This window comes from Variovorax sp. Soil_C_33 (genome assembly GCF_057656935.1).
On sequence record NZ_JBDGJK010000015.1, the window covers coordinates 131,080 to 143,971 of the forward strand.

General features: G+C 64.1%; 8 protein-coding genes. 5 read left to right on the top strand and 3 right to left on the bottom strand.

Going from position 1 to position 12,892, the window contains the following annotated elements; all coding sequences use genetic code 11:
* Positions 1 to 473 precede the first annotated feature (473 nt).
* The 3 genes from AC3A6B_RS22120 (at position 474) to AC3A6B_RS22130 (ending at position 3,223) form a co-directional block, all read left to right on the top strand.
* The gene (locus tag AC3A6B_RS22120) at positions 474 to 815 is read left to right on the top strand and encodes a helix-turn-helix domain-containing protein (protein ID WP_487838793.1); all 342 of its coding nucleotides are present in this window, start codon (positions 474 to 476) and stop codon (positions 813 to 815) included.
* Positions 802 to 2,064 carry a type II toxin-antitoxin system HipA family toxin gene (locus AC3A6B_RS22125; RefSeq protein WP_487838794.1) on the top strand — a complete coding sequence of 421 codons (1,263 nt, stop codon included), beginning with the start codon at positions 802 to 804 and terminating at the stop codon, positions 2,062 to 2,064. The genes AC3A6B_RS22120 and AC3A6B_RS22125 overlap by 14 nt, the downstream gene beginning before the upstream one ends.
* A 574-nt stretch (positions 2,065 to 2,638) precedes the next feature.
* Entirely contained in the window at positions 2,639 to 3,223 is a 585-nt protein-coding gene (locus AC3A6B_RS22130) for a BPSL1445 family SYLF domain-containing lipoprotein (RefSeq protein WP_487838795.1), read from the top strand.
* Between the two features lie 933 nt (positions 3,224 to 4,156).
* On the opposite strand, the gene AC3A6B_RS22135 is transcribed toward AC3A6B_RS22130, so the two are convergent.
* Complete coding sequence (locus AC3A6B_RS22135; RefSeq protein WP_487838796.1) at positions 4,157 to 5,581, bottom strand: carotenoid oxygenase family protein; 1,425 nt, start codon at positions 5,579 to 5,581, stop codon at positions 4,157 to 4,159.
* Entirely contained in the window at positions 5,578 to 6,642 is a 1,065-nt protein-coding gene (locus AC3A6B_RS22140) for a MerR family transcriptional regulator (protein ID WP_487838797.1), read from the bottom strand. Before AC3A6B_RS22140 ends, AC3A6B_RS22135 begins: the two co-directional genes overlap by 4 nt.
* Before the next feature lie 158 nt (positions 6,643 to 6,800).
* Between AC3A6B_RS22140 and AC3A6B_RS22145 the strand changes: the two genes are divergently transcribed.
* Complete coding sequence (locus AC3A6B_RS22145; RefSeq protein WP_487838798.1) at positions 6,801 to 7,886, top strand: substrate-binding periplasmic protein; 1,086 nt, start codon at positions 6,801 to 6,803, stop codon at positions 7,884 to 7,886.
* 69 nt (positions 7,887 to 7,955) lie between these two features.
* Here AC3A6B_RS22145 and AC3A6B_RS22150 read toward each other — a convergent pair whose 3' ends face one another.
* The gene (locus AC3A6B_RS22150) at positions 7,956 to 11,093 is read right to left on the bottom strand and encodes a response regulator (RefSeq protein WP_487838799.1); all 3,138 of its coding nucleotides are present in this window, start codon (positions 11,091 to 11,093) and stop codon (positions 7,956 to 7,958) included.
* A gap of 248 nt (positions 11,094 to 11,341) precedes the next feature.
* Here AC3A6B_RS22150 and AC3A6B_RS22155 point away from each other — a divergent pair, with 248 nt between their 5' ends.
* Positions 11,342 to 12,823 carry a sensor histidine kinase gene (locus tag AC3A6B_RS22155; RefSeq protein ID WP_487838800.1) on the top strand — a complete coding sequence of 494 codons (1,482 nt, stop codon included), beginning with the start codon at positions 11,342 to 11,344 and terminating at the stop codon, positions 12,821 to 12,823.
* The last annotated feature ends 69 nt before the right edge of the window (positions 12,824 to 12,892 follow it).

A 12,892-nucleotide genomic window follows, 5' to 3' on the forward strand; every position in this document is an offset into this window, starting at 1 on the left:
CGGTCGAAAGTAACAACTTCAGTAACAATTTTTATTGACGCCCGATGCCCAGAAGTTCATGCGTCGGGGTCTCTAGCATGAATGCGTTCCACGCCGATGCCTGAAGGCGCAAGTACAGGGCTCATCCAGCCGGCGCTGCGTTGTCCGGCTCCGACTCTTGGTTGTCGTCGACGGTATCGGGCCAAAGGAGCTGGTGCTTGATGAGGGACTCGTCCCAACGAACGCGCGAATGAGGGGTCTGGGAGAAAACCCTGCGCTCGACCTTCGGCACTTCCCGCCAATAGGCGGCTCGCCGTCGGCGTTAGGCCCTCCGTCAGGACCCGCTCTTCCTCATGGAACGTCCGATAGTTCAGGCAGATTGCTGAATTCTGCCGATAGTATTGGACATTTTATTAGGACGCGGAACGGACGGCGGCATCGCCTGTCCGATACTATTGACAAACTCCGATGATTTGCCTAAAGTATCAGACATCATGGGCAGAACCTTTCAGCGTCCCTTTCCCTCGGTCGCCCGCCAGATGACGGCGTTTGGCGACCGGCTGCACATGGCCCGCCGTCGCCGCAAGATTTCGACCGTCCAGATGGCTGAGCGCATGGGCGTTTCGCGCGACACGCTCAATCGACTGGAAAAAGGCGACCCGAACATCGCCTTGGGCACCTACCTTCGCGCGCTACGAGTGCTGCGCCTGGACCAGGACCTCGAAATGCTTGCAAAGGACGACGTGCTCGGCCGGAAGCTGCAGGACCTGGAGCTCGAAACACCGATTGCACGTCGTCCGCGCGCCCGAAGGACCAGATCTGATGGCAACAACTAGAGGCGAACGCACGTCGTACCAGGTCCACCTGGACGCTCGCGAGTTGGGCGTCCAAACCCTAGTCGGGACGCTCTGGCGCCATGAAAGCCGCACGGATGCGCCAGCCGCGTTCGAGTACAGCCATGCCTGGCTACAGGACGAGCGCGCATTCGTGCTCGACCCGCGCCTTGACCTTTATGGCGGCGAACAGCACCCGGCGCAGCCGGCAACGGCCTTTGGCGTGTTCATGGACTCCGCTCCCGACCGGTGGGGCCGTGTCCTGCTCGAGCGCAGAGAATCCCTTGCCGCCAAACGGGAGGGCCGCAAGCCTCGCAGACTTCAAGACATTGATTTCTTGCTGGGCGTGCATGACACCACCCGTATGGGCGCACTGCGCTTGCGCGCAACCGATGACGGCCCGTTCCTGGACAACCACGAGCTCGGCGCCCCGCCAGTGACCGACCTCGGAGCACTGGCCCGTGCAAGCCGCGCCCTGGAGGACTCCAATGGGGAAGACTTGCAGGAGCTCGAACAGTGGCTCGCGATGTTGATTGCGCCGGGGACGTCACTCGGCGGTGCCCGTCCGAAGGCCAACTTCGTCGATGCAGACGGCTCACTCTGGATTGCCAAGTTCCCTGCGAAGGACGACCGGCACGACGTGGGAGGCTGGGAGCTGCTGACGCGCGCACTCGCGCACAACGCAGGCATATGGATGCCCGAGGCCCGCGGACTGGAGCTCACCGACCAGTTCGTGACCTACTGCTCGAAGCGCTTTGACCGCGACGGGCACAGCCGCAGGATGTTCTCGTCCGCCATGACCCTGCTCGAATACACCGACGGCAAGAACGACGCCAGCTACCTCGACCTCGCTCAGTTCATCAGCGACGAAGGTGCCAGTGGCCATGTGGATGCAGACCTCGCGCAGTTGTTTCGACGGTTGCTCTTCAACATCCGCATTGGCAACACGGACGACCACCTCCGCAATCACGGATTCATCCGGGATGCCTCGGGCTGGCGGCTAGCCCCGGCGTTTGACATCAACCCGAATCCCCACAAGACGCAGCACACCCTGTCCATCGACGGGACCACGGCAGAGCCGGACATCAGCGCCGCGCTGGAATGCGCGGACTTCTACCGGCTCACGGCCGCAGAAGCTGAGCATGTACTTCAGGAGGTCGATGCTGCGGTCAAGCCGTGGCGCGATGAAGCCGCAAAGCAGGGTCTGCCTCGCAGTGACATCACCCTGATGGAGCGCGTCATCGCGCACTAAGCGGCTTCAAGAGCCGCCGGCCTCGGTGTCGACGGCGCGGGCGGGGTGAGTAGAAGTGGATTGGGCCGAAGGAACCTCAGTAGTTGAAACTGCGAACAAATCATTCGAGCATTTGCCAGAGGTCGATGGCACCGAGTAGATGTAGGCAAACGCACAAGACCACAAGGCCCGCCGCAACCTTCAGTGCGAAGATGACTACGGGAATGACAACGAATAGCGCGGCCCCCACAACGGCACCAACTACCGCCGCAACTGCCAGCCGGCTCCAGCACGGGCAAAGTCGCATCAAGGAACGAGAGGGCGTAAAGGAAATAGAGAATGGCCAACAGTCCTGCTCCGCTCCTTGCGGAGCCGCCGAATGTCGCGGGTTCGCGGTCCAGCAGTTGACCTCCCACGGCGGCTGCGCCGCCAACTTGAGCCCCTCTCTTTTCCTCGAGAGCGCGACGTGCATAGGGCCATGTTCTCCTGTCGCCCCAACCACATCGGCAACGATCTAGCATTGGATCTCAGGCGGGCGCGGCGTCCGTTGGATGCTTTGTCCTCTCAGTCTTCTTCGTCAGATGAAGGGGGTCTTATGAACTCGACAAAACTCCGAACCTTCTGCACCGTGGCGGCTGTTGCCGCTTGCGGCATGGCCTTCGTCGGCTGCACCACTACACGCCCCGACGACCGCGCAAGCACCGCTTCCTCGCGCGCGTCCATCGACGCCCAGGTCGACGCCTCCCTGTCCAAACTCTACGACTCAGTACCGGATTCACGCGAGCTGGTTGCCAAGTCCAGAGGCGTGCTGGTCTTCCCGTCGGTGGTTGGCGCGAAGCTGGGGATCGGCGCCGAGTACGGCCGCGGCGCGCTGCGTGTGGGCGGCCGCACGCAGGCCTACTACAGCACGACTGCGGGCTCGATCGGCTTCCAGGCCGGCGCGCAATCGAAGGCAGTGATCTACCTGTTCACCACTCAGGACGCCCTGGACAAGTTCCGCAACAGCAAAGGTTGGACGGCTGGGGCGGACGCCACTGTAGCCGCCGCGACCATCGGGGCCAACGGCAGAATCGATACCAACACGATTCGGCAGCCTGTGGTCGGCTTCGTGCTGACCAATGTAGGCTTGGAGGCTGGGGTCTCGCTGCAGGGTGCGAAGATCACCGAGGTCCGGCTGTAATGTAAGGCGGATCTATCGCCGCGCGCGCCTGGTCGCGCACGGCTCTGATCTGGCCGTGGTTGCGCTGGACGCCTTCCGCTTGGCGCTCGACCGAGACGGCGCACGTTGGCCGGCAGGTTCTGTTTCACGCCTTGCGGTACCGCGCGACAGCAGCGTCCACTACAAAATGTGTATGACCTTGCCGCGATGACCTGGGAGCGCCTCAACATTGAGGTAGGAATTCTCCACCGTCCCAGTGGACAAGACTGTGGAAAACGATGTGCACATCGCTCGTGACCCTTGCCACGCGGGCGTCGCCACGCTATGCCTGCAAAAGTGACACCGCACCCCTTCGAATCGCCACAGTCGCCGGCATCGACGAACCGCGCTGAAGGCCGGAGCGCCGAAGCAACGAAGCAACGTCTACCAGCACCGACTGACTGACTGTCGGTTCCAAGCGTTGGGCGGCAGACTAAGCCGGGCTTAGACGCCCTGCCAGACCTAGTAGGAGCACCGTCGGATGCTTCGCGTTTGTCATGCAACCGTCGCGCCTGCCGACCGCATCGCCATCTTGAATCCCTCATCAGCGTGGCCTACCGCTTGAACCGCTCCGCCGGAACCTGGGTCAGCCTCAGAGCGCTCATCGCCGCCGATCAAACGAATGCTGACCAGCCCGCCAGAGTTCGACTGAGCGAAGGACGAGTAGTTAAGGGCAAGCCAGACAGGAACGTTCCGCACGCCGGGCACGTGGCACAGGAGCACACGCACCACAGTGAGCCGAGGAATCCGACGCAGAGTCCCCGACGGGGCGGGGGTTGAGATGGGAACGAATCATTCTCGCATTGCGCCTACAGATAGGCCAAGTGGCGCGGATGCAGCTTGACGCAGGACGCCGGCGTCAGGCCACGCCTTCCAAGGCGGTCATCCGGCAGCTTTTCAGAGACTCGAACGAGATCAGCGCCAGTTCCCGTGAAAGCCGAACGGCACGCGATGCGGCAGCCTGGCGATTGCGGTGGGCCCGGCTGCCAGATCGGTGGCGTCGAGCACAAGAAGGTCGCTGCGCCTTTCCTGCTCTCGCCATGCCACCGTCAGCAACCAGCCGTCGCCTTCTTCAGCTTCTGAGGTGCGCGGCACGAACACCGGCTCCGACACCACGTCGCCATCTGACACCGTATACATGCAGCGCTCGCCAGTATTGAAATCGAATCGGGCCACGCTGTCGTAGAGCACACTCTCGGAATCATCGCGCGCACGCGAGGTGGCATGGCAGGTGTAGAAGCCGTAGCGGTTGCGGCGCCCCGCATAGCGCTCGTCAATGCGCGGGAACTCTGCCGCCAGATCGTCCAGATATTCGCGGCGAAATCCGGCGTCCGTGTCTGCGAGATCGAAGGTCCACCGGCACAGGCGCGCAGCCATGGCCTCGGAGTTGCCGGGCTGGCCCTCGGCATCGGGAAAGCCCGGCGCCCTCTGCGACTGCATCACATAAGCCACCAGCGTATCGCCCTCCTCCCAGGCATTCATCACGTGGAACATGTGGCACGCGTCGCACTGGAACCAGCGCAGGGTGTCCACCGAGCCGCCGCGCTGCATCACGCCGACATGCGTGCGCTTGTGCGCATCCCATGCAAGTAGAGGCTTTCCGCTCATTGCTCGCTCCACGCTGAGTGTCAGCGGGGTGACCGGAAAGAGCACATGTTTGCGCGTGACCATGAAGTCATGCGCCATGCTGGCATATGGCGCAGTGAACGACTGGATCTCGGTGACTTCGCAACTGGGATCCATCACGCCATAGAGCATGGTCGGCGAGGCAGGACCGTCGGGCGAGTAGGCAAAGAAAAGGAGCTCGCCACTTTCCGGGTCGACCTTGGGATGCGCGGTACAACGCGAGGTGAGGCGATCACCGAAACTCTGGTGCCCCTTGGAAGCCAACGTAATCGGATCGAGCTCGAAGGGTTGGTGCGACTCTTCCAGTGCAAACAGCCGGTTGCCATGCCACAGCATGCTCGTGTTGGCGGTGCCGCCGTTACGACCCTGCGCCAAAGGGTCGCTGGTGGCGGGGTTGCCGAAGGTGCCGAAGAGCGCGCGCCCGGCTTCATTCTCCAGCTGCCATTTTGGCGTGCGCGCCCAGCGATTGCTGTACGACACTTGGCCCTCGTTGATATGGAATGCGTGCACCATGCCATCGCCCGAGAACCAGTGGTAGTTGTTGTCACGCGGCGCATACTGCGGACTCGGTCCCACACGGTAGAGACTGCCTGAGAGCTCCCACGGGATCACGCCTTCCGTGTCCAGCACCGCGATGTCGTGCTCCTCGGTGATAGGCGCATAGTTGCCGGTGAAGAAATAGGGATTGGTCTGCATCTGCGGGCTCACATTCATGCTTGCGGGACTTGTTCAGGCGATCGAGGGACAACTTCATCGAGCTGCGCGACGGCTTGTTGGGCATAGGCGGCCAGGGACGCGTCGATGCCGGATCCAGTACGCAACGCCGGGTCGCTGAGAAACGCGTTCTGCAGCTTTGCCTGCAACGCCACGTCGCCGCCAGCCTTGGCCAGCGAAAGCGCCTGCCACCGACGTGCGAAGGGACGTACCTCCGCGCTGTCGGAAGCCGCGCCTTCCAGCATCAGAGATCGCATCTTTGCAATGAGCGGTGGCCATGCGTCGGTCTGCTCGACATAGTGCGCATGTAGCGTCGCCATCTCTTCGGCACTGCAGTAGCCGGCGTACAGCTGGAGGCGGGCGTACGCCATGGCGTGCGAGATGTACCGCATGTCGTTGCGATCCACGCCGGTCAACGAGTGCAGCGAAGGCTCGTTCCAATGCATGCCGTATAGCTTCATGAGCAGGCCTTCATCGCCGCCGACTTCATTGAGCAACATCTCGATCCAGCGTTGGGCCAATGCTTGGGCCTGCGGACTTTCAGGCGATACGCCAGCCGAGACGAGATCGCGAAGCGAGGCCGTCAGCTCGGCGCGTTCGGGCGCGATGGTCTCGGCGAAGCCGTCGCGCTGCGTCGCAAGCGTGCGCAGTTCGTCGTCACTGAAATACTTCGCCCCCGTGATCATGCGCTCGAGCGCGACGAGCAAGTCGTCGACAGCGGGCTCCTCGCGCGCCTGCAACTGCCCTTGCAGCGCCAGCAGATGCGCGCGCAGCGACGCTGCCCGCTGGATCTCGCGGTCAAGCTGCGCCAACTGACGAGCGACAAGCGCCGCCAATCCGCTGGCGGCGTTGTCGAGCAATGCGCCGATCTCGGTCAGCGAAAGATCGAGTCGCCGCAATGCCTGGATCCGGTACAGCCGCGCCACGTCATTGTGATCGTACAAGCGGTAGCCGCCGCTGGATCGTTCGGACGGCACCAACAGGCCAATATCGCCGTAGTGCCTCAGGGCGCGTACAGTCAGGCCGGTACGCCGGGCGAGTTCGCCAATCTTCAGAAACATGCCTTCTCTCTCCAAGTTGAAGGCATCGTAGACCGTGACGTTACGAGAGGGTCAAGTAGCTTTCCCGAGAAACACCGAGGCGCTCCAACGAATGCGACCGAACCGAAGAAGGCGCAGAACTCGATCGTTGCCATGTTGGTTTTCTTCGCTGGCAGCCCATGCTGCAGCGCTTTTGGCAGCAAGGGGCTGAGAGCAAATCCTCAAGGGGAACATCCGAATCGAGCAGCCACGGTCGCGTTGCACAGCCCCCCGTCGCATTCACCGCAGGCTTCGAGACGGTGACGAGATCGACTTGGGGATGTAAGCTGATTCGATTCGTCAGTGCGCGGGCGAATGCCCGTAGAGCGCCAATCGGCCGCCGGGGCCGGCTGGGCGAGGAGAAGATCATGTCCATGATGTCTCGTCTGTTGGCCTGCCTCATGCTTGCCTGCCACCTGAGCGCCGCCGGCGTGGACATCGTCCGCTTCCCGAGGCCCGAGTTCGAGGGCGATCGCCGCTTCGACTACCCGTTGCAGTTGCTGCAGCTCGCGCTGTCGAAGACCGGCACCGAGTATCGGATCCAGACGGCCGAGTTCCCCATGAACCAGGAGCGCCAGGTGCTGGAGATCGAAGCAGGACGCACGCTCGATGTCGGCCCGATCCCCAGCTCCGCCGAGCGCGAGGCGCGGCTGCTGCCGATCCGCATCCCCGTGAACAAGGGCATTCTCGGATGGCGCCTGGGCCTGGTCCGCAAGGGCGACAAGGACCTGGTGGCGGGCGTCAGGACGCTGGACGACCTGAAAGGCGTGCGGCTCGCGCAGGGACACGAGTGGCCCGACACGAACATCCTCCGGGCCAACGGCATCGAGGTGATCACCGCCCCGAAATACGAAGTCCTGTTCAAGATGCTCGACGGCAAGCGCTTCGACTACTTTCCGCGCAGCGTCATGGAAATCTGGGACGAGCAGGCGATCAACGCTGACACTCTCGAAGTGGAACCTCATCTCGCCTTGCACTACTTCTACGACTCCTACTTCATGGTGAACCGCAAGAACACCAAGCTGGCACAAGACATCCGCGAAGGACTCGAAAAATCGATTGCCGACGGCTCGTTCGACAAGCTCTTCCTGCAGCACTTTGGCGACCGGCTGCGCAAGGCGCGCCTGGACAAGCGCACGGTCATCGAGCTGCGAAACCCCTTGCTGACGCCCGAGACACCATCCAACCGGCCGGAACTTTGGTACGACCACAAACGGGGGCGGTGAGCCCGTCTTATCCAGCCGGAGCAGGCCACGGCCGTTGCAGCGCCGCGCTGCGTGGGCGGCCCCGCCCGTTCAGGGCAGCTGTCTTGGCCCGAGCGCCTGCAACTCGGAAATGACCGGACCGAGCAGCTGAGCCACTCTTCGAACCAGGGTCTCGACATCCGCATCGTCGGTGCCGTCGCTGCAGGCCCGTTCGAGCTCCGCCGCCGCGGGATGAACGGCGCGTACGGCGAGGGCACCGGTGACGCTCTTCAGGTTGTGCGCCATGCGCATCGCCGCCTCCTTCTGGCCCATCGCGCGCGCGGCCCGGAAGCGCTCCGGGAAGTCCGCTTCCCGATCGCGAAACATTTGCAGCAGGCGACGGTAGAGGGCCTCGTCGCCCATCGCGTCGAGGCCCGCGCGGTGGTCGATTCCGGCCACTCCTTCCAGCGAATCGGTGCGCGATGCGTCGCAGGCGGACTTCGGCGCTTGCGCGGGCTCGATCGCGGCCGGGCGAACCCAGCGGGCGAGCGTTGCGAACAACGCTTCGACCTCGATCGGCTTGGCCATGTGGTCGTTCATGCCGGCTGCCAGCACCTTGTCGCGATCGCCGACCAGCGCGTTGGCAGTCATCGCAATCACCGGCAGCTCGCGCCCCGACGGCTGCTCACGCAGCGCACGGGTGGCAGCGTAACCGTCCATGACGGGCATCTGGCAGTCCATCAGGACGCCGTCGAAACGCTGCCGCTCCAGCATGTCCAGGGCCTCCCTGCCATCGCAGGCAACGCTGACGACGATGCCGGCGCGACGCAACACGGTCGAGGCGATCTCGCGGTTGATGGGGTCGTCCTCCACAACGAGGATCCGCGCGCCGCGCAGGCGGGCTTGATGGCGCAGCAATGCCTCCTCGCTCTTGGTCGTTCGGGTCTTGCGGGGAGCCGACGGACCGAGCGCCTGGCTGCAGGCTTCAAGAAGCGTCGCCGGAATGACCGGCTTGATCAGCAGCGCGCCGACGCCGAGGTCTCGAGCCCTCAGCTGTCCCTGCACTTCGTCGCGGCCAAAGGCGGTCACCATCAGCACGGTGGATGTCCGCGGGCGCCGGCGTTCGCGCTCGCTCAGCTGGCGCGCGCACTCCACGCCGCCGAGGCCCGGCATCTTCCAATCGAGAAGAACGAGGTCGTATGCCTTGTCGCTCGAATCGGCAAGCTCCACCATGCGCAGGGCGTCCTGACCATCGGCCGCGGTGTCGGCTTGCAGTCCGAGCGCGGTGCTCATTTGGGTAAGCACGTCGCGGGCGCAGGCGTTGTCGTCCACGACCAGCACGCGGCGGCCGCGCAGGACTTCCTGGTGCAGCAAGGATTGTTTTGCCGGCTCCGGCTGCAGGTCGAAGCGCAGCGTGAAGTGGAATCGGCTGCCGAGGTTCGGCGCGCTGTCGACCTGGATGTCGCCGCCCATCATGCGCACCAGGTGACGACTGATCGACAGCCCCAGTCCGCTGCCGCCGTAGCGCCTGCTCGTCGACGAGTCGCCCTGCGAGAACGGCTGGAACAGGCGCTGCTGCACGTCGGACGCCATGCCGATGCCGGTGTCACGCACCTCGAATCGCAGTCGAACGGACTGCGCCTCGTGCTCGACGACTTCGATGGCGATGACGACCTCGCCGCGCTCGGTGAACTTGACCGCGTTGTAGCCCAGGTTGAGCAGCACCTGGCGCAGACGGGAGGGATCGCCCACCAGGGCCACCGGCAACTCCGGCGGCAGGACGAACAGCAACTCGAGGCCCTTCGCCTCGACATTCAGGCCGAGCAGGTTGCCCAGTGCGTCCATCACGTCGCCGAGGTCGAATGGAATGCACTCGATGTCGAGCTTGCCGGCCTCGATCTTGGAGAGATCGAGGATGTCGTTGATGATCCTGAGCAGCGATTCGGCAGCGCCGTGGATCTTCTGCACGTAGTCGAGCTGTTGCGGGTTGAGTCCGCTTTGCAGGGCCAGGTATGCCATGCCGAGAATGGCATTCATCGGCGTGCGGATCTCGTGGCTCATGTTGGCCAGGAACTCGCTTTTGGCCTGATTCGCTGCTTCGGCTGCCTGCCGTGCAACCCGATCCGCCTCGGCCTGCCGCCGCGCGGTGATGTCACGAGCGATGCCGACCGTACCGGCCACGCGGCCATCGCCGCCGTGCAGCGCAGTCTTGATGGTCTCGACCAGGGTGCTGCTCCCGTCGGCGTTGATGTGGTGCTCCTCGATCCGTTTGCTGCCGTTCGATGCCATCACTTCAGCGTCGTCGAGAAGATAGCTCCTGGCGAGTTCGGGGGGGTTTAGCTCGAAATCGGTCATCCCTATCATCTGGCGCGGCTCGGAAACGCCCTTGGTGGCGGCGAAAGCTCGGTTGACTGCGACCAGATGACCGCTCGCGTCCTTGACCCATGCGAGGTCAGGGATGTTGTCCAAGATCGCCGCCATGCGCGCATTGGCATTCCTGAGCTCCATGGCGTGTTGCCGCAGCCTCTCGCGCATCGCGTTGAGGGCATCCACCAGCTGGTCGAGTTCATCGCCCTTGCCCGGCACGCGCCGCAATCGCAACGGCGCGGCCTCCGCATCCGGGGTGACGCTGCCCAGCGAAACGGCCATGTCCTGCAGATGGCGCGTCGCCAGGCGGTGCACGATGAATAAGATGAAAAGTGCGACCAGGAAGGTTTTGGCAGCGTTGCTCAGGAGGATGACGACAGCCTGCGCCGCGATGTCGCGGTAGATGTCCGTGAGAGTCGCTTCGATGCGTAGCACGCCGATGACTTCTGGCCGTTCGCCGCAGCAGGTCAGCGGAAACTCCTTCACGACAACGCTGGCCGTCTGTCGCTTGCCACGAAAGACCGTTAAGGCATGGGCAGACGAAGCCACCTCCCGAACCTCCACGGCGCGCATAGAGGGCAGGCGCAAGATGCCGTCGAGTTGCTCCTGGAGTTGCTTCGAATCCAGCGTCCACAGGCTTTCGCTCAGGCTGCGCGATGTGGCCTGATCGATCTCGCCGAAGCGGCTCTCGAGGCGCGCCCTCTCGCTGCGGTAGCTCAAGGACAACTGCAAGATGGTCAGCACCAGCGTGACCACGGTGCTGAACAGCACCACACGAAGCAGCAGCGCGATCCCGATGCCGCCTCCTGGGATCCGCGAAATCGAAGCCAGCCAGCCGTTGCCCGGGGACCGTGTGCCCGACTCACGCGCTTTGAGGATCATCGGAGAACTCGCCCCGTCACCATGGATCCATCGAAATCTATGCGCTTGATGCGCCTCCGGCAAGGGGGAGATGCAGGAGTTCGCGGGGCCGACCGCTCGGGAGCCTGAGCCTTGGTCGCCACGTGCCGCTCCGGCCTGCTTTCCTTTTTCTGCTCTCCGTAGCCTAATTCGGATCAGGGCGAGAGGCATCGACAAGATGACCTCTGCAAGGAGCACTGGTCAAGGATTTTTCCCTTCGGCGAAGGATCATGACTACGACCAATGACATCCTCGTCATCGAAGACGACGAGATCATGCGCGAAGCCTTGGCGGAGTGGCTCGAGGCGGCCGGCTACGTGGTGCGCACGGCCGCGGACGGAAGCGCCGGGCTCGCAGCCGTGAGATCGGCAGCCCCGGCACTGGTGGTCACCGACATCCACATGCCGGGAACGAGTGGCGCGGACGTCATCGCCGAGTTGCAACGGCACCACCCGGACATCCCGGTGATCGCGATCTCGGGCCTCTTCCAATTCGGACGCGGACTGGACGCGGACAGCGCGGTCGCGCTGGGGGCCGCGCGCGCGCTGACCAAGCCGTTCACCCGCCGCGAGTTGCTCCAGGCGGTGACCGTGGCGGACCTCGACGCTCGAAAGCGGGCCGAGTATCTGACGCGCCAAGTGTTCGAGAGCGCCTCCGATGGCGTGGCCGTGATCGGCCGGGACTACCGCTATCAAAGAGTCAACCCGGTCTATGAGCGCAACTGGGGGATGCCGGCCGAGAAAATCGTCGGCATGCATGTCGCCGATCTTTCGGGGACCGACGTCTTCGAGCGCACCTTGAAGCCGCATCTCGACCGCTGTCTGGCCGGAGAGCACGTCACTTTCGCGGAATGGTTCACAACCGAACTGGGCCGCTTCTACCTGTCGGTGTCGTGTTCGCCGCTGCGGCTCGACTCGGAGCGCCTGGAGGCGGTGCTCGTGATCTCGCGCGATCTCACCGAACACGTCCTCGCGTCGGAAGCGCTGCGCGAGGCGCAGGCGGCGCTGGCACGGGTGAACCGAGTGACCACGCTCGGCGTGCTGGCGGCGTCAATCGCCCACGAGGTGAACCAGCCGCTCACAGCGATGGTCGCGAGCGCGGGGTCCTGCGCGCGCTGGCTCGAGGCCGAGCCGCCCCAGCTCGAGAAGGCACAGCGCTCGCTCGAACGCATCGCCAGAGACGGCCAGCGCGCGAGCGAAGTCATCGACCGCATCCGCGCCCTGGTGATGCGCCAGCCGCCGCGCCGGGATCTCGTCGATGTCAAAGAGACCATCCTCGACGTGATCGCGCTCACGCGCGACCAGATGCGCCGCAACAACATCGCGCTCAAGACGGCGCTCGCCGACGGTCTGCCGAGCGTACGCGGCGACAGGGTGCAGATCCAGCAGGTGATCCTCAACCTGATCGCCAACGCCATCGACGCGATGAGCGCGCCCGGCGATCGTCCTCGGCAGCTGGTCATCGGCTGCGCGGGCGAAGCGGCTGGCGGCGTGTGCATCGAGGTGCGCGACTCCGGCCCCGGCGTCGCGACCGAATTCGCGGACAAGCTCTTCGAGCCGTTCTGTACCTCCAAGGCGCAGGGCATCGGCATGGGGCTTTCCATCAGCCGGTCGATCGTCGAGGCCCATGGCGGCCGGCTATGGACCACGCCGAACCTGCCCCACGGCGCAGTGTTCCGGTTTTCGCTGCCGACCGGGGAGCGGGAGCCCTAGCGGGAAAACGGGGCGGCACTCCCTCCCAAGGATGAGCGCGGGTGGATCATGCGCTCACGGTTGGCGCCA